Genomic DNA, 18,974 nt, shown 5'->3' with positions numbered 1-18,974 from the left:
TATCAACTATTCCTCCGGCGTTTTCTCCAAAGGACAACAAGTCTCCATGTTATCCGGTTTTCAGCCGTCTTGTTTAGTACGTGCGCACAATGTGCATGTTATTGACACCGGCGTTGCGAGTGTGCTGAATTGATGTCATTTTATTCATAATCCGGGCTTTCTTCAAAATCGGCGCGTCGGCTGGCCATGTAGGCTTGCGGCGTGCTCGCGTATGGCAATCTCGATCGCGGCGCAGTAAGATCGAAAGACCGAGCCTGCCGGCGCACGCCGCCGGGGTATTGTTTTCCTGTTATAGCTTCCTTGTCTGGATCATGGACGAAATTAGCGCGCTGACGGTCATGTTCATCGAGCCCAGCACCAATGTGCGGACCAGTCTGCACAACATCTTCACGCAATGCGGGATCACGCACATCGAGCACGTGATGCGGGCTTCCACCGCCATCGGCATACTGCAGAAAAGGCCGTATGACATCATCCTGTGCGAATACGACCTGTGCGAAGGGCAGGACGGCCAGCAGTTGCTGGAAGACTTGCGCCGGCACCGCCTGCTGCCGCTGACCACCCTGTTCATGATGGTGACCGCCGAGCGCGGGCAGGGCAAGGTGATCAGCACCCTGGAACTGGCGCCGAACGAGTATCTGCTGAAGCCGTTTACCGCCCAGTCGCTGCTCGAGCGCGTGGGGCGCGCGCTGGAAAAGCGCGCGTTGTTCATGCCGGTCTACCGCGCCATGGAACATGGCGACCTGCTGCAGGCGATCGCCCGCTGCGAGCAGGGTGAACTCACGTCGCGGCGCCATGCGCTCGACTTTCGCTTCATGCGCGCCGGCCTGTACCTGCAGCAGGGCCGGCCGGCGCAGGCCGAAGCACTGTATGAAGAACTGTCCCGGACCAAGGCCGCCGAGTGGGGGCTGCTCGGCCTGGCCAAATCCTTGCACATGCAGCGGCGCCACGGCGAAGCCGAGGCGATCCTGACCGCGCTGCTGCAGGAAAACGGCAAGCTGTGGGAAGCCTATGACTGCCTGGCCCGGGTGCACGAGGCCGCCGGCCGCCTGGCGCAGGCCAAGCAGGTGCTGGCGGACGCTGTGGCGCTGGCGCCGCACACCGTGCGCCGGTTGCGCAAGCTCGGCCGGCTGGCGCTGGAAATCGGCGACGTCGACACGGCGCTGTCGGCATTCCAGGAGGTGGCGGGCAAGATACGCCATTCCCGCTTCCGCGATCCGGAAGACTATGTGCATCTGGTGCAGGCCCTGCTCGGAAAAGGGCGCGTGCATGAAGCCGGCGCGGTGGTGCACGAACTCGGCAAGTCCTTGAGCGACTTCAGGAAGACCGAGGCCTGCGGCGCCATCTCGTCGGCACTGATCCATGAGCACAACAGCGAAACCGAGCGCGCGCTGGAGCGCCTGGCGGAAGCGGTCGCGGCCTGCCAGGACAACGCCGGCTTGTCGAACGAGGTGAAGATGGTGCTGGCGCAAAGCTGCCTGAACAACGGCATGGAGGACGACGCATCCATGCTCATGCTGGACGTGATGAACAATGCCGCCGACGACCTTTCCATGGCGCGCGCCGTCGGCGCGCTCGAACGCGCCGGCCGCCAGGACCTGAGCCAAAGCCTGGCGCAGCAAAGCCGCCAGCAGGCGGCCGAACTCGCCGCGTCGTGCGAGGCGAAGATCGCGCAAGGCGATTACCAGGGCGCGGCGGAGCTCATGACGCGCGCCGCGCAAAAGATGGCGGACAATCCGGGCGTGGCGCTCAATGCCGCCGCCGCCGTGCTTGCCTGCATCGACCATGCCGGCTGGGACGACGAGCTGGGCGCGCAGGCGCACCGGCATATCGAAAACGCGCGCCGCCTGGACCCGGGTCTTCCAGGCCTGGGCGAACTGTCGGACCGCTATCGGGCGACGCTGAAGAAATTCAGCATCCCGTTCGAACACATGAGTGCGAAATCGCACATCCGCGCGTGGGGCGGCTTTTCGCAGTGACGGCGCCATGCGGCGCCTTCACGCCCACAAGTTCACCAGCGGACCCGCTTCCTCGATCAGGAATGCCTTGAACGCCTGCGCCGCCGGCGACAGCCGCTTCGACTGCAGGTGCGTCACATGCCAGTGGCGCAGCAGCGGCAAGCCCTCGATATCGAGCAGCGTCAGGTGGCCGGCCGCGAGCTCGTGGCGCACCGTGCGCAGCGACAGGAAACCGAGCCCCATGCCGGCCATGACCGCCTGCTTGATGGTTTCGTTGCTCGGCATTTCCATCACGACCGGCGGCGCGATGCCGTGCTCCTCGAACAGGTTTTCCATGCTGTGGCGCGTGCCCGATCCCTTTTCGCGCACCACGAATTCCTGGTCCGCCAGGATGGCGAGCGGCGCGCGCCGGCGGCGCGACAGCGGATGCTCCGGCGCGCTCACCACGCCGAGCGGATTGGTGGCGAAGGGCGTCGCGCTGCATTCGATATTGGCCGGCGCGCGCCCCATGATGACGAGGTCGACCTCGTTACGCGCGAGCATGCCGCTGATGATGTCGCGGTTGTGAATGTGCAGCGCGACCTCGATGCCGGGGAAGCGCTTGCGGAAGTTCACCAGCAGCATCGGCACGAAGTATTTCGCGGTGCTCACGATCGCCAGTTCGATGCGGCCCTTCTTCATCCCGACCCGCTGCGCCATCGCATCGTCCAGCTCCCTGAACTGCGCCATCGCCGCGCCCGCATAGCGGCGGAACTCCTCGCCGGCGTCGGTCAGGCGGATGCGCCGGCCGGCCTGTTCGAACAGCGCCACGCCGACCGCCTCTTCCAGCAGCCGCAGCTGCATCGATACCGCCGGCTGCGTCACATGCAGCTTTTCGGCGGCGCGCGACACCGACTGCTCGCGCGCGAGCATCAAGAAGATATCCAGCTGGCGAAGCGTGTATCTGCGCATCAACGTATAAGCCGCGGCTGATGAAAGCGAAATGAATCCTGATTGGACCTGATGGAGCTGCACTTATATAGTGAAACGCATCGGTTATCAAATTATTAACGCCAGGCATTGGCCTGAATCAGGAGAACGGGATGGGGCGCAACGACATTCATGAGCTGGCACAGGTCACCGATGCCAGGAAACGCTACGCGGCGGGCGTGCTGAAGTATGCCCAGATGGGCTACTGGGACGGCGACTACGCGCCCAAGGATACCGACATCCTGGCGGTGTTCCGCATCACGCCGCAGGATGGCGTGGAGCCGATCGAGGCCGCCGCCGCCGTGGCCGGCGAATCCTCCACCGCAACGTGGACCGTGGTATGGACCGACCGCCTGACCGCATGCGACATGTACCGCGCCAAGGCCTACCGGGTCGAGCCGGTGCCGAACAATCCCGGCCAGTATTTCGCCTACATCGCCTACGACCTGTCGCTGTTCGAGGAAGGCTCGATCACGAACGTGGCCGCCTCCATCATCGGCAACGTATTCGGCTTCAAGCCGCTGAAGGCGCTGCGCCTCGAAGACATGCGGTTTCCGGTCGCTTATGTCAAAACCTTCGCTGGCCCGCCTACCGGCATCATCGTCGAGCGCGAGCGGCTCGACAAGTTCGGCCGTCCCTTGCTCGGCGCGACCACCAAGCCCAAGCTCGGACTGTCCGGCCGCAACTACGGGCGCGTGGTGTACGAGGGCCTGAAGGGCGGGCTGGACTTCATGAAGGATGACGAGAACATCAATTCGCAGCCGTTCATGCACTGGCGCGACCGCTTCCTGTTCGTGATGGACGCGGTCAACAAGGCCTCGGCCGCAACAGGCGAGGTCAAGGGCAGCTACCTGAACGTCACCGCCGGCACCATGGAAGAGATGTACCGGCGCGCCGAGTTCGCCAAGGAGCTCGGCTCCGTCATCGTCATGATCGACCTGGTGGTCGGCTACACCGCGATCCAGTCGATGTCGCACTGGTGCCGCCAGAACGACATGATCCTGCACCTGCATCGCGCCGGGCACAGCACCTACACCCGCCAGAAGACGCACGGCGTGTCGTTTCGCGTGATCGCGAAATGGATGCGGCTGGCCGGCGTCGACCATATCCACGCCGGCACCGCAGTCGGCAAGCTGGAAGGCGACCCGCTGACGGTGCAGGGCTATTACAACGTCTGCCGCGATGCGCGGACTACGGTGGACCTGACGCGCGGCATCTACTTCGACCAGGACTGGGCGGCGCTGCGCAAGGTGATGCCGGTGGCGTCCGGCGGCATCCATGCCGGCCAGATGCACCAGTTGCTCGACCTGTTCGGCGACGACGTGGTGCTGCAGTTCGGCGGCGGCACCATCGGCCATCCGCAGGGCATCCAGGCCGGCGCCACCGCCAACCGCGTCGCGCTGGAAGCGATGGTGCTGGCGCGTAACGAAGGGCGCGACATCAAGGCCGAGGGGCCGCAGATCCTGCGCGACGCCGCCAAGTGGTGCAGTCCGCTGCAGGCCGCGCTCGATACCTGGGGCGAGGTCACGTTCAACTACACCTCGACCGACACCTCGGACTTCGTGCCCACGCCATCCGTCGCCTGAACCATACCAAGAGGACACCATGCGCATTACACAAGGCACCTTTTCCTTTTTGCCCGACCTGACCGACGAACAGATCGCCAAGCAGCTTCAATATTGCCTGGACAAGGGCTGGGCGGTCGGCATCGAATACAGCGACGACCCGCATCCGCGCAACACGTACTGGGACATGTTCGGCAACCCGATGTTCGACTTGCGCGACGCCGCCGGGATCATGATGGAGATCAGGAACTGCCGCCAGACTTTCCCCAACCATTACATCCGCGTCACCGCATTCGATGCCACGCATACGGTGGAGTCGGTGGTGCTGTCGTTCATCGTGCAGCGGCCGCGGGACGAGCCGGGGTTCAGGCTGGCGCGGCAGGAGGCGGCGGGGCGCACGCTGCGCTACGGCATGGAAAGCTATGCCGTGAACCGGGCGCCGGAAGGAGCGCGTTACTGAATTGCTGATGAACAGAGAGCGAACTTATGCAGCCGACATCCGATAACCCCGTCGCCGACCGCCTCGCCAGCTCCGGCGTCACCGAGCTGCTGGCGCAGCTCGACCGCGAGCTGATCGGGCTGGCGCCGGTCAAGGCGCGCATCCGCGACATCGCCGCGCTGCTGCTGGTGGACAAGCTGCGCGCCGAGCGCGGCTATGCGGCCGGCGCGCCCAGCCTGCACATGTGCTTCACGGGCAATCCCGGCACCGGCAAGACGACGGTGGCCATGCGCATGGCGGAAATCCTGCATCGCCTCGGTTATGTGCGCAAGGGGCAGTTGATCGCGGTCACGCGCGACGACCTGGTCGGCCAGTACATCGGCCACACCGCGCCCAAGACCAAGGAGGTGCTGAAGAAGGCGATGGGCGGCGTGCTGTTCATCGACGAGGCCTATTACCTGTACCGGCCAGAGAACGAGCGCGACTACGGCCAGGAAGCGATCGAGATCCTGCTGCAGGTGATGGAAAACAACCGCGAAGACCTGGTCGTGATCCTGGCCGGCTACAAGGACCGCATGGACCGCTTCTTCGAATCCAACCCCGGCATGTCCTCGCGCATTGCGCACCACATCGATTTTCCCGACTACCGGCGCGACGAACTGGCGCAGATCGCCGGACTGATGCTGGCCGAGATGCAGTATCGCTTCGACGACGCTGCCGCGGGCGTGTTTTCCGATTACCTGGAACGGCGCATGCGGCTGCCGCACTTCGCCAACGCGCGCAGCGTGCGCAATGCGCTCGACCGCGCGCGATTGCGCCATGCGTCGCGCCTGCTGGCCGAACGGGGCGCGGTCGATGACGATGCGCTGATCACGATCACCGCCGCCGACCTGCTCGCCAGCCGGGTGTTTCATCCTTCAACCGACCAATCCCTGACGCAGGAGGCTGCATGTTGCGAGCCCTGATATTCGATGTCGACGGCACGCTTGCCGATACCGAGGACGCGCACCGCCGCGCCTTCAACGCCGCGTTCGAGGAAGCCGGCCTGGACTGGCACTGGGACGAGGACATGTACACCCGTCTGCTGCAGGTGGCAGGCGGCAAGGAGCGCATCGCGCACTACTGGCGCATGCGCCATCCGGGCGCGGAATTGAATGGCAGGATCAGGGCGACGCTGGACGCGGTGCACGCGATCAAGACGAAGCACTACGAAGCGCGCGTGGGCGGCGGCAAGCTGCCGCTGCGTCCCGGCATGGAAAGACTGATCGACGAAGCGTATGCCGCCGGCATGCCGCTGGCGATCGCCAGCACCACCACGCCGGTCAACATCGACGCCCTGCTGCGCACGCCGCTCGGGGCCGACTGGCGCAAGTACTTTGTTGCGGTCTGCGACGCCGGCGTGGTGCCGAACAAGAAGCCGGCGCCGGACGTCTATTTCGCGGTGCTCGATGCGCTCGACGTGCCCGCCGCCGACTGCCTCGCGTTCGAGGATTCCGAGAACGGCTTGCGGGCCGCCATGGCCGCCGGTGTGCCGACCCTGGTCACGCCCACCGCCTATACCGCGATGCAGTCGTTCGACGGCGCGCTGCTGGTGCTGCCGCACCTGGGCGACCCCGACCAGCCGATGGCGCAGCGACTGCCCGGCACCGACCAGCGCTGGGCCGACCTGCCGGCATTGCGGCGCTGGCACGAGGGCGTGCTGTTCGAGGTGAGCTGAGCGTCTGCGGACCCGGGCAGGCGGATGCAGGGTGATGAAGACAAAACAACAATACCGATGGAGACGACGCCATGACTTCCGAGATACGGGTCACGCTGACCCAGTTCCTGATCGAGTCGCGCAGGCAGCACCCGCACGCCACCGGCGAATTCAACAGCCTGCTGCTCAACATCGCGCTGGTGTGCAAGCGCATCGCGCGCAAGGTGGCCGCCGGCGCCCTGCACGGCGCGCCGGGGGAAGCGCGCAAGACGCTCGGCGCGGCCAGCGGCGACATGTTCATCGAGGGGAACAACTGGGGCGGCAACCTGGCTGGCATGGCATCGGAAGAGATGGCGGCGCCGTACCAGATTCCGCGCTGTCATCCGCGCGGGCGCTACCTGCTGGTGTTCGATGCGCTCGACGGCGCGTCCAATATCGATGTCAACCTGTCTGTCGGCAGCATCTTTTCGGTGCTGCGCGCGCCCGACGCAGCGTCCAGCGACAGCACCAGCATCGTGACCGAGCAGGATTTCCTGCAGCCGGGAGCGCAGCAGGTCGCGGCTGGCTACGCGATCTACGGCCCGGCCACGATGCTGGTGCTGTCGGTGGGCGCCGGCGTGCACGGCTTCACCCTGTGCCCGCAGATGGGCGAATTCATGCTGACCCACCCGGGCTTGTCGATCCCGCCGGATACGTGCGAATTCGCGATCAATGCCTCCAACAGTCGCTTCTGGGAAGAGCCGGTCAAGCGCTATGTCAACGAGTGCATGGCAGGCAAGAGCGGGCGGCGCGGCATGGATTTCAACATGCGCTGGATCGCCTCGATGGTGGCCGAGGCGCACCGCATCCTGATGCGCGGCGGCGTCTTCCTGTATCCGCGCGACACCAGGGACGCGGCCATGCCGGGGCGCGTGCGCCTGCTGTACGAAGCCAATCCGATCGCCTTCCTGGTCGAGCAGGCCGGCGGGCGCGCCTCCACCGGCCGCCAGCCGGTGATGACGGTGCGACCCGAATCGCTGGGCCAGCGCGTCGGCCTGGTGTTCGGTTCGCGTCACGAGGTGGAGCGGATCGAGCGCTATCACCACACGTCGGCGGACGACTTGCCCAATCCGCTGTTCCGGGAGCGCAGCCTGTTTCGCACCGCCGTCTGACGAAAGAGCCCCATGTCCGAACGCTACCCCATCATCGCCATCACCGGTTCTTCCGGTGCCGGCACCACGTCGGTGACCCACACCTTCGAAAACATTTTCCGCCGCGAGAAGGTGACGGCCGCCATTATCGAAGGCGACAGCTTCCACCGCTACGACCGGCAGGAAATGAAGCTGCGCCAGGCCGAGGCGGAAAAAGCTGGCAACAAGAATTTCAGCCACTTCGGTCCCGACAACAACCTGTTCCACGAGTTGGAAGAACTGTTTCGCAGCTATGCGGAAAGCGGCAACGGGCGTTGCCGGAAATACCTGCACGACACCGAGGAAGCCGCGCCCTACGACCAGGACCCCGGCACTTTCACCCCGTGGGAAGACTTGCCGCAGGAGACCGACCTGCTGTTCTACGAAGGCTTGCACGGCGCGGTGGTGCATGGCGATATCAACATCGCGCAGTACCCGGACCTGCTGATCGGCGTGGTGCCGGTGATTAACCTGGAATGGATACAGAAGCTGTGGCGCGACAAGGCCAAGCGCGGCTATTCGACCGAGGCGGTGACCGACACCATCCTGCGCCGCATGCCGGATTATGTGAACTACATCTGCCCGCAGTTCACGCACACCCACGTCAACTTCCAGCGCGTGCCCTGCGTCGACACGTCCAACCCGTTCATCGCGCGCGACATCCCGGCGCCGGATGAAAGTTTCGTCGTGATCCGCTTCGCCAATCCCAAGGGGATCGATTTCCCGTACCTGTTGAACATGATTAACGATTCCTTCATGTCGCGCGCCAACACCATCGTCGTCCCGGGCGGGAAGATGGAACTCGCCATGCAGCTGATCTTTACACCGTTCATCTGGCGCATGATGGAGCGCAAGAAGCGGGCATTCTCTGCTTACTAGGAAACTCACGGACGATTTGGTGCCCTAAAGGCAGTGATCCTGTTCCTCGATTTCGACGGCGTATTGCATCCGTTTCACCGGCCGCAAGGCGCGCTGACGCGCCTGCCGGATTTCGAGCGCGTGATGCGCGACTATCCTGAGGTCGACATCGTGATTTCGAGTTCTTGGCGCGAGGGCTATACCCTGGCGGAGTTGCGGGGATTTTTCTCGGACGATATCGCTGCGCGCATCATCGACGTGACGCCGGTATTGCCGGCCGCCGGCCCCCTGTGTGTGCGGGAAGCTGAAATCGATGCATGGCGCAGCCTGCGCGGCCGCAGCACGGAGCCGTGGGTGGCGATCGACGATTGCGCATTGTTTTTCTCTCCCGGATGTGCCAATCTCATCCTGGTCGATCCCGCCCTCGGCTTTAACGCCGCCACCGAGCGCGCCTTGCGGGAGCGGCTGTCTTCCCACCCGTTCGCAGATACATGAAGAAACGAATCGTCGGCTTTCATCTGGACGATGAACAGCACTGGGTCGCCGAACTCGAATGCGGGCACAACCAGCACGTGCGGCATAACCCGCCCTGGACCAACCGTCCCTGGGTGATTTCGCCCGAGGGCCGCGCCAGGACGCTGGGCATGGAGCTGAACTGCAAGAAATGCGACGCCGGCGCGCCGCGCGACTGGAACTAGTTATTGGAACGAGTTATTGCGCCGGTTCCTTCCCGCCGCTGTCGCCGGGCGCGCTGGCGGCGGCCTCGGCCAGGTAGTGGTCGACCAGCGCGAAGAAACGGTCGTAGAACTGCACGGTCGGAATCGTTTCGCTGCCCACCTTGGCCAGCGAATCCTCGCTCGAGCCGAACGGCAGCGACAGCGAGCCCAGCGCGCTCACGCCGAGGCTGGCCGAATTGGACTGCTTCTTGACCACGTACTTGTCCTGCACCGCGTTGACGAACGCGGTCGCATCTGCGCCGTTTTCCCCGTCGGGCGCGCACACCACGTGAAACTCGATGACCACGTGCACGTCCATGCTCGGCTGGAAGTTCTTGTAGCCATCCACCTGTTCCGGCTGGCGCTTGCTGATCACGTAACCCTGGCTGAGCAGGGTGCGGCGCGCCGCTTCGCAGGTGGCGGCGGCCGACGCGTGGTAAGTGCGCGAAAACGTGTCGACCGTGTTGAACTCTTCATGCTGGTACACGGAAGCTTTTTTCGAGGTGGCGCAGCCGGAAAGCAGGCCCATCAGCACCATGCACAGGGCGGACGAACGGAGGAAAAACTGCCGCATCTTGTTTTGTCGTGAAAATTTGCCGGGAATGCGTGCCGTGGCAGCGCGAGGGCATTGGACCGTGGCGCTGTCGATGAAGTTGCATTAGGTAAAACATAAGGATACCTCAGAATCTGATTGGCGCCTTTGGGCAGCCTTGCCGCCGGCAAGCCGAACAGGCCCTAGCGCGCGTCCTCGACCAGGCGCAGCCGGTCGTCGAAACGCCACAGGCGTCGGATTTCGATCACGTCGTACCTGCGCCGCAGATCCGGCGGGAAGGCGTCGTGCCGCTCGAATGCCTGGATGATCCGGCGCACGGCGGCGTCGATTTCCGGCGCGCCAGCGCGTTCGATGGAAACGCTTTCGACGCTGCCGTCGCTGCGAAGGGCGACGGTGACCACGGATTCGCCGCGCAGCCGGCCCGGCGCGAACGCGCCGTCGGCGCGGTTGCCGTTATGCTCGACGGCCTGGCGCCAGCCGTCGATATACATTTGCAGCACGATATCGTCCGGGGCGCTGCCGAAGATGGACCGCCGGCGCGGCTGCTGCGGCGTGCCGGCCAGTTCGCTGGCTTCGCGCGCGTCGAGGCGGGTCAGGTCGATTTTTCTGTCCCGCTGGACTTGCATGGCAGCCATGTTGTCGTCGGAGAGCAGGAGCGGGCCATTGTCGGTTTCCTCAGGTGCGCCGCTGTTGCCCGATGAGGCGGTTTCCGGCGCCGGCGCTCGGGAGACGGGCGCTTGCCTGGGCGGCACCGCCGTGGCCTGCGCTGTTTCCGCGCGTACGGCCGACCCGTTGCCGGCTGCGGCAGCCTGCGCTGCCTGATCTCCCTGCTGGCGCTGCGCCTGCGCGGCGGCTTGCCTTGCCGCTTCATCGGCCTGCCTGCGTGCAGCCTGCTCTTGCGCGGCGCGTGCGGCTTGCTCCGCTTGCTGCCGTTGTGCCTCAAGTTCGCGGGCGCGCCGCGCGCTTTCCTCCGCCGCCAGCTGTTGCTCGCGCCGCAGCGCTTCTTCCTGCTGACGCTGCAGCGCTTGCCGGCGCGCTTCCTGCTCCAGCGCCAGGCGGTGCGCGGCTTCTTCTTCCCGCTGTTGCGCCTCCAGTTGCTGCGCATGCCGGATGGCTTCCTGTTCCTGCCGGCGCGCTTGCTCCTCCAACGCCAGCCGCCTTGCCTCTTCGTCCCGGCGTTGCAGCTCCAGTTGCTGCGTGCGCAGGAAGTCTTCTTCCTGACGGCGGCGTTCGTGTGCTTCAGCCTGGCGGCGCGCGTCCTCTTCCATCGCCTGGCGGCGTGCCGCGTCTTCCTGCCGCCGCGCGTTTTCTTCCGCCAGCCTGGCTTCTTCCCGCTGCCGGGCCATCAGGGCCGCCTCTTCTTCCTGCCGTTGCGCGGCCTGCTGGAGCGCGCGTTCCTCGGCCTGCCTGTTCGCTTCTTGTTCCATGGCGAGGCGTTGCGCGTCTTCCGCCTGCTGGCGCGCTTCCCTCTGTGCCTCCTCCTGCTGCGCGGCCAGCAGGGCGGCGCGTTCTTCGGCTTGCCGGAGGGCTTCTGCGTCTGGCCGCGCGGAAGCGTCTTCGCTGGCGAGCGGTTCGCTTGCGATGGGCGGCTCGTTAGCGGCCTGCGGCTCGCGTTCTTCCGGGAGCGGCATGGCGAATGTTTCCTGCCGCGGTAGGGCTTGCGCGATGACGGGCGGCTTGGGCCTGGCGTGCGCCGGCTTGCGCCGATGACGGCGCCGCTGGGCGACTTTCACGTCGGCGCGCGGCACTGGCTTGCCGGCGGGCTGGGCCGGCACGGGTGTCGCCATCGGCGGCACTGGTGGTGCCGCCGACTCAGGTGGGGGCAGGAGCTTCAGGGCTGGCGCGGTATCCGGCGGCGGGGGAAAGCGGGGTGGCGCGACGGGTGCCGCCAAGGCGTCGTTTGCCGGCGGGGCGGAAGGCGCAGGGAGCGCTTCGCTTGCCGGCGCGGGCGCGGGAGCTGACGCAGGCGGGGGACTGCGGCTGGTATCGGTCAGCCGCACTTGCAATTGCGGTGCCTGCGCCCGCCGCTCATTCCAGGGTAGTTCCAGTCCGGGTAGCCCCAGGCCGGGAATGCCGAAGCGCAGCGACAGGAGAAAGGCATGAAACAGGAGGGACAGTCCCAGCGCCAGCGCGAGGCGCGAGCGGGGCGGGTCGGCAGGCGGCGCGCCCGCGCGGATTGGCAGGAAGGCATCGTTCGGGGTCATCGGCAACCGCTGCGCTGGCCGGCGCTCATGCCATCGAAGCAGTGCTCAATTCGCCGAGGCACGGCGGGCGAGGTTTGACGGCGGCGAATCGGGATGCGGTTTCCCCCATGTTAGCTCCGTGGAAAGATGGACGTGCATGCGCGGCGCGCGACGGGCCGCATCAAGCTACCGTACCGAGCGGGGAAGCTTCATTCATTGTGAATGCGCAAACTGTGCGTTAGCGCGAGCCGGCGGACTGCCGGCTGGTTGCGGTACTTGAGGCGGAGGGCTGCTCAAGTACCGTGCATGTCAGCAATGACTTGCTGAAGTCAGGCGAGAGGAAAGAAGGGCGGTCAGGTTTCAGGATGCCGCGCGCAGAAAATCCGGCGTCAGCACTTTGGCCGATCCAGCCTGGATGGCATCGTTGGACAACATTTTTTTGGGAGAGACTTGCTTGCTGCGCACTCTTCTTGAAAAAGCGGTGATGAATGCCGCGTATCCATCCGATCCCGGGCGGATGCCCAGCTGTGCTGCCTTCACGACACCTGCTTCGATTGAGTCTTCCAAATCGTAGGCCTGGTCGCCCAGGTCCCAGGCTGACTCGTTGCGGTGTTCAAACTTCGGTTGCATGGTATTTCCTAACTACATGGATAAAATTCAACGCTCTCAGACATCTAATCAGACAATGGCGTCTGAGAACAAACTTTACCTCGGCGCATACGCCCATTCAATGATTGCTCGCAACAATGCAGAAAATGTCAGGGCCATACAACACGTCACGGTCATGGCAATTGCGTGCTTGCTAATAACATGCAGGGACATACACTAAAACAATGAAAGATTTTCCATCTCCTCCCGCGAGAAACGTCCTTGGCGAACCGCTGGTTCCCTGTTCTTTCGATCCGTTGACCGGCTTTTTCCGCGACGGCTGTTGCAAGACCACTACCGACGACGTCGGCACGCATGTCATCTGTGCGATCATGACCGAGGAATTTCTCGAATTCAGTCTGCGCCAAGGCAATGACCTGAGCACGCCGGTGCCGGAACTGGGATTTCCAGGCCTGAAGCCTGGCGACCAATGGTGCCTGTGCGTGTTGCGCTGGAGCGAGGCATATCTGGCTGGCGTGGCGCCTGATGTCGTTTTGGAAAGCACGAATTACAGCGCGCTGGACAGCCTGCCGCTGGAAGCCTTGCTGCGTTTCGATCACCGCCGGCGCAGCGCCGGATAAATCGCGGTAAATTTTTCAAGATGATTATTGCAACCCACTCCGGAAAGTTTCACGCGGATGATGTATGGGCGGTGACCGTGCTGGACATCCTCTTTCCCGGCTGCGAACTGATCCGCACGCGCGACCCGGAAAAAATCCGGCAAGCCGATTTCGCCGTCGACGTCGGCGGCATCTGGGACCAGCAGACCGGGCGCTTCGACCATCACCAGAAAGGCTTTAGCGGCACGCGCGAATCCGGCGTCGTGTATGCCAGCGCCGGACTGGTGTGGAAGGCCCACGGCGCGCGCTGCGTGGCGCAACTCGCGCACACGCATGCCGGGCACGCGCTGGCGGAAGAGACCGCGCAGCAGATGGCCTACGCCATCGACGCCGACCTGGTGCAGTACATGGACATGGCCGACACCGGCGCGGCCAAGAGCGCGCCGGGCGGCTATGGCTTGTCGGCGCTGATCTCCGGCTTCAATCCGACCTGGCTCGACGAGCAGCAGGCCGGCGGCGCAGCCGCCGCCGAGGACATGCGGCTGCGCCAGTTCCGCCGCGCGATGGCCTTCATGGCCGACATCCTGGTCAACGCGGTCAAGTTCCGCGTCGGCGGCCTGCTCGCCGTGCAGCAGGTGCGGCAAGCGGAACTGCTGGAGGGCGGGCGGGTGCTGTACCTGCCGAATGCCTCGCTGCCGTGGTCGTCGGTGGTGCGCAACGAAATGCCGGACGTGTTGTTCGTGCTTAGCCATAATCTCGCCGAAGACCGCTACATGGTGCACACCGTGCCCGCCGCCGCCGACAGCTTCAAGGCGCGCAAGGACTTGCCGGCCGCCTGGGCCGGCTTGCAGGGTGCGGAACTGGCCGCCGCCACCGGCGTGCCGGATGCCGGCTTTTGCCACAACGGGCGCTTCATCGCCGCCGCAAAGTCGTTCGCGGGCGCGCTGGCGATGGCCCGGCTGGCGCTCGCGGACAACGCCTGATCCTGCACGGCAAGTGCGCCGCGCGGAAAACACCGCGTGCCGCACAACATCGATCCATCCCGATGAAACCGCCGCCCTGGACGGATGTCAGAGACACTCCGGCGGCCGGTAGTCCAGTGGCCGCCCCCGGTTTCGCGGAGGATTACCATGAAGACATTGGAAGGCAAGCGCGGGCTGGTGGTCGGCATCGCCAACGACCAAAGCATCGCGTACGGCTGTGCGAAGGCATTCCGGGACGCCGGCGCCGAACTGGCCCTCACCTACCTGAACGACAAGGCGCGGCGCTACGTGCAGCCGCTGGCCGAGCAGCTGAAAAGTGCGCTGTTGCTGCCGTGCGACGTGCGCGAGCCGGGGCAGCTGGAAGCCGTGTTCGAGCGCATCGCCGGCGAATGGGGGCAGCTCGATTTCCTGCTGCATTCGATCGCCTATGCCCCGACCGAAGACTTGCACCGGCGCCTGGTGGAGAGTTCGCAGGAAGGCTTCGCGCTGGCGATGGACGTGTCCTGCCATTCCTTCATCCGCATGGCGCGCATGGCGGAGCCGCTGATGAAGAATGGCGGCTGCCTGTTGACCGTCACGTTCTACGGGTCGGAGAAGGTGGTGGAAAACTACAACCTGATGGGACCGGTCAAGGCCGCGCTCGAAAGCAGCGTGCGCTACATGGCGGCGGAGCTGGGCGACAAGGGCATCCGCGTGCATGCGCTGTCGCCGGGGCCGCTGAAGACGCGTGCCGCCTCGGGTATCGGGCGCTTCGACGAATTGCTCGACAATGCGCGCACGCGCGCGCCGGAACGCATGCTCGCGGGCATCGATGACGTCGGCAACGTGGCCGCCTTTCTGGTAGGCGACGGCGCGCGCCTGTTGACCGGCAATGTCGAGTATATCGACGGCGGCTATCACATCATGGGGTGACGCCGTGCTGCCATAGCGAGGCGCAGGTGCGGAGCAAGGGCGGGCCAGGCGTCGCCCGCGCCGTCAATGGAGCCGGGTGCCCGGGGACACCATCTTCCCCGGGTGACCCCGGTTTTCGCGGTACCACTGCTCGAAGGCGTCGCCCGACATCGGCATGCCAAAGTAGTAGCCTTGCGCCTGCGTGCAGCCATGCGCGCGGACGTAGTCGAGCGCGCTTTCGGTTTCGACGCCTTCGGCCACCACTTCCAGCTCCAGCGTGCGGCCAAGCGCGATCATGGCATTGGTCACCGCGCGGCTGACCGAATCTTTCTCCAGGGGGGAAACGAACGACTTGTCGATCTTGACCTTGTTCAGCGGCAGGCGCGCCAGATAGGCCAGGCTCGAATGCCCGGTGCCGAAATCGTCCAGCAGGATTTTCACGCCGAGCGCCTGCAGGCGGGACAGCACTTGCACTGCGTGGGTCACATCGTCCATCACCGCCGTTTCGGTCAATTCGACCTGCAAGGCATGCGTGTCGATGCCGTGCTCGCGTATCGTGCGCTCGAACCGGTCCGCGAAATCCCGGTCGCGGAATTCCACCACCGACACGTTCACTGCGATCGGAATCATGGGCAAGCCGTGTGCGAGCCATCTCTTGTGCTGCCGCGCCGCTTCGGCCAGCAGCCAGCGCCCGATCGGATTGATCATGCCGGTGGCTTCGGCCACCGGGACGAAGCGCTCCGGGCCGACATCGGTGTCGCTGCAGCGCAGCAGCGCCTCGACGCTGACCACGGCGCCGGTTTCCACGTCCAGCACCGGCTGGTAGTAGAGATGCAACGTCTCGTCGCGTAACGCGCTTTTCAACTGCGCTTCGATGCGGCTTTGCAGCTGGGTCGCTGCGGAATACTCCGACGAATAAAACTGGAAGTTGTTGCGGCCGGCCTGCTTGGCCTGGTACATCGCCAGGTCGGCATGGCTGATCAGCGTATCGATGTCCTGGCCGTCGTTGGGAAAGATGCTGATGCCGATCGACGCCGACAATGACAGCGCCAGTTCGCCGATCAGGTACGGCTCGTCGACGCGGGCGATGATCTGGCGCGCAATATCGGCGGCGGCCGCCTCGTTCCTGATTTCCTGCAGCAGCACGACGAATTCGTCGCCGCCGAGGCGGATCACGATGTCCTCGGTACGCAAGCGCTCGGCGAGCCGGCGGGCCACGTCCTGCAAGACCGCATCGCCGGTCTCATGATCGTGGGTGTCATTGATCGGCTTGAACCGGTCCAGGTCGAGGAACAGCACCGCGGCGCGCTGGCCGGTGCGCCTGTTGTGCGGCAACATATGGTTAGCATACTCGAACAGCATGGCGCGGTTGGGAAGCCCCGTCAGCGGGTCATGCAGCGAGGCGTGGCGTATCATCTCTTCCGCCCGCTTGCGGTCGGTGATGTCGGCGAAGACGATCGCCAGGCGGCGGCTGTTCGCTCCGCCAAGCCGGGTGGCCGATACGGCCAGCCAGCGGTCGGGCGATTTGATCGGCATCTCGAACTGCGCCGCTTCCCCGGTGCGCAGGACCCGTTCGCAATGCTCGTGCCAGATGGCGTCGACGTCGGGCATCAGTTCGTTCATGGTGCGCCCGCGCGGATCGCCGAGCGTGGTGTAGCGGTCGAACGCCGGATTGGTTTCGATGAAGCGCAGGTCGGCGATCTTCCCTTCCGCGGTCAAGATCGCTTCCATGATGAGGAAGGCTTCGCTCATCGAATCGAACAGCGCGCGCAGGCGCTCCTCGGAATCGCGCAGGGCGTCTTCGGCGCGCCTGCGCTCGGTAATGTCGCGAAACAGTATGGCCACCCGGCGCAGCGCGGGATGGTGGATGCGGAAGGCGTAGACCTCCCACCAGCGGCCCAGCGGCGTCGAATAATTCTCGAAACGGGCTGGCTCTCCTGTGAGCGCGACGTGTCCATATATGTCGAACCAGTGCTGTTCGTGGTCGGGGACAATGTCTCGTACCCAGCGGCCGACGGCGTTATGGATGCCGGTCTCGCGCTCGAAGGCCGGGCTGACTTCCAGGAAGCGGTAATCCACCGGCTTTTGCTCCGCATCGAATGCCATCTCGATCGTGCAGAAGCCCTGGTCGATCGCGTTGAACAGCGCAAGATAGCGTTCCTGCGCCTCGCGCAGTTTCGCCCCGGTCTTGGCACGCTCCGCCGTTTCCCAGATACGTTCGGCCAGGTCCGCAACCAGGGCGACCTCGTCGGCGGTCCATGCACGCGCGGCAGCCGTCTGTACGCCCAGGATGGCCGCCAGCTTGCCTTGCTTGATCAGCGGCACGCCGATGGTGCCGATGCAATAGATCGATGCATACGCTTGCTTCTCGGCCGGTGAGAACCTGGGATCGGCCTGGGTATCCGTGCAGATCAGCGGCAGGCCGGAGCGATAGGCGTCAAATACCCACTGGCCAAACTTGGGTACGGGAAAATTTTCTGGAGGCATGTGTGGCACGTCCCGCTCGAAGTTCCCGACGAATTCATAATGATCGTCCTTGAGCGGCGAGTAGAAGACGCGGTTGGCGTGCAGATGCTCGCCGAGCAGGCGGGCGCCCGCATTCTCGATCTCGGCCGGATCGTCGAGTCCTCGCAGGGCATCCACCACGCGCACGCGAAAGGCGTCACGGGCAGCCGCCGCCCGCAACGCGGCTTCGGCGCGCGATGCTTCCACCGCCATCCAGGTGCGCTCGGCGGTGTCCTGCGCCACCAGGACCTCTTCGGTGCGCCAGTGATGCGGCTTGGCACGGTGCAGGGCCAGCACCACCCGCAACGGGCCGGAGGGCGGCAGCGGCACCAGCAGCTCGGCGCGCACGCCGATGCTGTCGTAGGCTGCGGCGTGATTGCCGGTGCGGCGATCCAGCACGACATCGTCGATCGCCGTCACCGTCCCGCAGCGCAATGCGGCGATCATTTCGGGGCCGAAATCATCCATGGTATTTTTCGTGCCGGCCATACTGGCGACCCCCTCGGCAGTCCAATCGCGACGAATGAAGGCAGTGCCGTCGGAGAGGTCGACTTCGGCATACAGAACGCGCGAGACGCCGAGCCGCCGGCCAAGCAAGTCGATTGCCGCCGCGACGACATCGTCCGGCGACCCCGTCTTGCGCAACCGGTTCACGAGTTCGAGTTCGAAAGACTGGCGCTGCCCGGTCACGACTTGCTGAGTGGTTTCGATGATCGGATTAAAGACGCCGGCCACCTTTCCCTCATCGTCCCGGATGGGCAGCAGGGAATAGGTGAACCAGACCTTTTCACTGCCGTGGCGGCGTATCCGGAAAGGCATATTGATATGGAAGACCGGCTTGCCGTCCCACACCTGCTGCATTGCCGGCTCAAAATCCTGCCTGGCCTCCGGCCAGACTTCCCAGAATGGACGGGTCAGCGCCGAGGGATGCCTGTCCGCAAGTACTTCGATGAAGGCGTCGTTATAAAAGAAGCGAAGATCCGCGCCCCAGGCCAGGGAAGTCGGCTGGCTGGAATCGAGCATGAGCTGAATGGCGGTCTTGAGCGCGCTCGGCCATGAGTTTGGATTCCCAAGGGGAAACGTCGACCAGTCATGCGCGAGCAAAAGCGCCCGCACCTTGCCTTCACCGGCAAGGAAATCATATTGTTCAGGCGCCGAGGATCTTTGTGATGCATGCATCGGGCGAGGCCAATGAGTCAGTGTTACAGTCTGACCTATTGGCCGCGCAAAGATTCCTGTGCTTCTCCGCAAGCGTTACTACTGAATTGGCGGATGCGCTGC

At 64.7% G+C, this 18,974-nt stretch carries 17 protein-coding genes; 12 read left to right on the top strand and 5 right to left on the bottom strand.

Annotation, left to right across the window (positions count from 1 at the left end):
- Positions 1-311: 311 nt before the first annotated feature.
- Positions 312-1,979 (top strand): response regulator, encoded by a 1,668-nt coding sequence (locus tag FAY22_RS16540; RefSeq protein WP_146331229.1) that lies wholly within the window; start codon positions 312-314, stop codon positions 1,977-1,979.
- Positions 1,980-1,997: 18 nt separating this feature from the next.
- Here FAY22_RS16540 and FAY22_RS16535 read toward each other — a convergent pair whose 3' ends face one another.
- Entirely contained in the window at positions 1,998-2,870 is an 873-nt protein-coding gene (locus FAY22_RS16535; protein ID WP_246860770.1) for a LysR family transcriptional regulator, read from the bottom strand.
- Between the two features lie 170 nt (positions 2,871-3,040).
- Here FAY22_RS16535 and FAY22_RS16530 point away from each other — a divergent pair, with 170 nt between their 5' ends.
- From FAY22_RS16530 to FAY22_RS16495, 8 genes are all read left to right on the top strand, one after another.
- Positions 3,041-4,513, top strand: coding sequence for a form I ribulose bisphosphate carboxylase large subunit (locus FAY22_RS16530; protein WP_146331228.1), 1,473 nt, complete (start codon positions 3,041-3,043; stop codon positions 4,511-4,513).
- Positions 4,514-4,532: 19 nt separating this feature from the next.
- Positions 4,533-4,952: a ribulose bisphosphate carboxylase small subunit gene (locus FAY22_RS16525; protein WP_146331227.1), complete on the top strand. Its 420-nt coding sequence runs from the start codon at positions 4,533-4,535 to the stop codon at positions 4,950-4,952.
- A gap of 26 nt (positions 4,953-4,978) precedes the next feature.
- On the top strand, positions 4,979-5,896 hold the full coding sequence (gene cbbX / locus FAY22_RS16520) for a CbbX protein (RefSeq protein ID WP_146331226.1): 918 nt from the start codon (positions 4,979-4,981) through the stop codon (positions 5,894-5,896).
- Entirely contained in the window at positions 5,884-6,648 is a 765-nt protein-coding gene (locus FAY22_RS16515) for an HAD family hydrolase (RefSeq protein ID WP_146333493.1), read from the top strand. Before cbbX ends, FAY22_RS16515 begins: the two co-directional genes overlap by 13 nt.
- 71 nt (positions 6,649-6,719) lie before the next feature.
- Entirely contained in the window at positions 6,720-7,778 is a 1,059-nt protein-coding gene (locus FAY22_RS16510) for a class 1 fructose-bisphosphatase (RefSeq protein WP_146331225.1), read from the top strand.
- A 12-nt stretch (positions 7,779-7,790) separates the two neighbouring features.
- Positions 7,791-8,675: a phosphoribulokinase gene (locus tag FAY22_RS16505; RefSeq protein WP_146331224.1), complete on the top strand. Its 885-nt coding sequence runs from the start codon at positions 7,791-7,793 to the stop codon at positions 8,673-8,675.
- 33 nt (positions 8,676-8,708) lie between these two features.
- A complete protein-coding gene (locus FAY22_RS16500; protein ID WP_146331223.1) occupies positions 8,709-9,149 on the top strand; it encodes an HAD domain-containing protein in 441 nt (146 codons plus the stop codon).
- Positions 9,146-9,352: a DUF3565 domain-containing protein gene (locus tag FAY22_RS16495; RefSeq protein WP_146331222.1), complete on the top strand. Its 207-nt coding sequence runs from the start codon at positions 9,146-9,148 to the stop codon at positions 9,350-9,352. The genes FAY22_RS16500 and FAY22_RS16495 overlap by 4 nt, the downstream gene beginning before the upstream one ends.
- 13 nt (positions 9,353-9,365) lie before the next feature.
- Here the strand turns inward: FAY22_RS16495 and FAY22_RS16490 are convergent, their stop codons facing one another.
- The 3 genes from FAY22_RS16490 to FAY22_RS16480 all read right to left on the bottom strand — a co-directional run bounded on the left by FAY22_RS16490 (position 9,366) and on the right by FAY22_RS16480 (position 12,736).
- Positions 9,366-9,944: a DUF2242 domain-containing protein gene (locus FAY22_RS16490; protein ID WP_146331221.1), complete on the bottom strand. Its 579-nt coding sequence runs from the start codon at positions 9,942-9,944 to the stop codon at positions 9,366-9,368.
- A gap of 161 nt (positions 9,945-10,105) precedes the next feature.
- A complete protein-coding gene (locus tag FAY22_RS16485) occupies positions 10,106-12,127 on the bottom strand; it encodes a hypothetical protein (protein WP_146331220.1) in 2,022 nt (673 codons plus the stop codon).
- Between the two features lie 339 nt (positions 12,128-12,466).
- Positions 12,467-12,736 (bottom strand): hypothetical protein, encoded by a 270-nt coding sequence (locus tag FAY22_RS16480; RefSeq protein ID WP_146331219.1) that lies wholly within the window; start codon positions 12,734-12,736, stop codon positions 12,467-12,469.
- 203 nt (positions 12,737-12,939) lie between these two features.
- Here FAY22_RS16480 and FAY22_RS16475 point away from each other — a divergent pair, with 203 nt between their 5' ends.
- From FAY22_RS16475 to fabI, 3 genes are all read left to right on the top strand, one after another.
- Positions 12,940-13,335 carry a DUF2237 family protein gene (locus tag FAY22_RS16475; protein ID WP_146331218.1) on the top strand — a complete coding sequence of 132 codons (396 nt, stop codon included), beginning with the start codon at positions 12,940-12,942 and terminating at the stop codon, positions 13,333-13,335.
- 77 nt (positions 13,336-13,412) lie between these two features.
- Entirely contained in the window at positions 13,413-14,297 is an 885-nt protein-coding gene (locus tag FAY22_RS16470; RefSeq protein WP_246860541.1) for an MYG1 family protein, read from the top strand.
- A 147-nt stretch (positions 14,298-14,444) separates the two neighbouring features.
- Positions 14,445-15,209 carry an enoyl-ACP reductase FabI gene (gene fabI, locus FAY22_RS16465; RefSeq protein WP_146331216.1) on the top strand — a complete coding sequence of 255 codons (765 nt, stop codon included), beginning with the start codon at positions 14,445-14,447 and terminating at the stop codon, positions 15,207-15,209.
- Positions 15,210-15,272: 63 nt separating this feature from the next.
- On the opposite strand, the gene FAY22_RS16460 is transcribed toward fabI, so the two are convergent.
- Positions 15,273-18,716: an EAL domain-containing protein gene (locus tag FAY22_RS16460; RefSeq protein ID WP_168204861.1), complete on the bottom strand. Its 3,444-nt coding sequence runs from the start codon at positions 18,714-18,716 to the stop codon at positions 15,273-15,275.
- Positions 18,717-18,974: the final 258 nt, after the last annotated feature.

This window comes from Noviherbaspirillum sp. UKPF54 (genome assembly GCF_007874125.1).
Lineage (GTDB): Bacteria > Pseudomonadota > Gammaproteobacteria > Burkholderiales > Burkholderiaceae_D > Noviherbaspirillum.
The sequence above is the reverse complement of the archived record's forward strand: the minus strand, read 5'-3'. Positions and strand labels throughout refer to the sequence as shown.

Excerpts from the sequence above, each read along its gene's own strand:
- FAY22_RS16505 (WP_146331224.1), top strand. The coding sequence starts at position 7,791 with ATGTCCGAACGCTACCCCATCATCGCCATCACCGGTTCTTCCGGTGCC.
- FAY22_RS16480 (WP_146331219.1), bottom strand. The coding sequence starts at position 12,736 with ATGCAACCGAAGTTTGAACACCGCAACGAGTCAGCCTGGGACCTGGGC.
- FAY22_RS16525 (WP_146331227.1), top strand. The coding sequence starts at position 4,533 with ATGCGCATTACACAAGGCACCTTTTCCTTTTTGCCCGACCTGACCGAC.
- FAY22_RS16540 (WP_146331229.1), top strand. The coding sequence starts at position 312 with ATGGACGAAATTAGCGCGCTGACGGTCATGTTCATCGAGCCCAGCACC.
- FAY22_RS16535 (WP_246860770.1), bottom strand. The coding sequence starts at position 2,870 with ATGCTCGCGCGCGAGCAGTCGGTGTCGCGCGCCGCCGAAAAGCTGCAT.
- FAY22_RS16485 (WP_146331220.1), bottom strand. The coding sequence starts at position 12,127 with ATGACCCCGAACGATGCCTTCCTGCCAATCCGCGCGGGCGCGCCGCCT.
- FAY22_RS16530 (WP_146331228.1), top strand. The coding sequence starts at position 3,041 with ATGGGGCGCAACGACATTCATGAGCTGGCACAGGTCACCGATGCCAGG.
- FAY22_RS16475 (WP_146331218.1), top strand. The coding sequence starts at position 12,940 with ATGAAAGATTTTCCATCTCCTCCCGCGAGAAACGTCCTTGGCGAACCG.
- FAY22_RS16490 (WP_146331221.1), bottom strand. The coding sequence starts at position 9,944 with ATGCGGCAGTTTTTCCTCCGTTCGTCCGCCCTGTGCATGGTGCTGATG.
- fabI (WP_146331216.1), top strand. The coding sequence starts at position 14,445 with ATGAAGACATTGGAAGGCAAGCGCGGGCTGGTGGTCGGCATCGCCAAC.
- FAY22_RS16495 (WP_146331222.1), top strand. The coding sequence starts at position 9,146 with ATGAAGAAACGAATCGTCGGCTTTCATCTGGACGATGAACAGCACTGG.
- FAY22_RS16510 (WP_146331225.1), top strand. The coding sequence starts at position 6,720 with ATGACTTCCGAGATACGGGTCACGCTGACCCAGTTCCTGATCGAGTCG.
- FAY22_RS16460 (WP_168204861.1), bottom strand. The coding sequence starts at position 18,716 with ATGCTCGATTCCAGCCAGCCGACTTCCCTGGCCTGGGGCGCGGATCTT.
- cbbX (WP_146331226.1), top strand. The coding sequence starts at position 4,979 with ATGCAGCCGACATCCGATAACCCCGTCGCCGACCGCCTCGCCAGCTCC.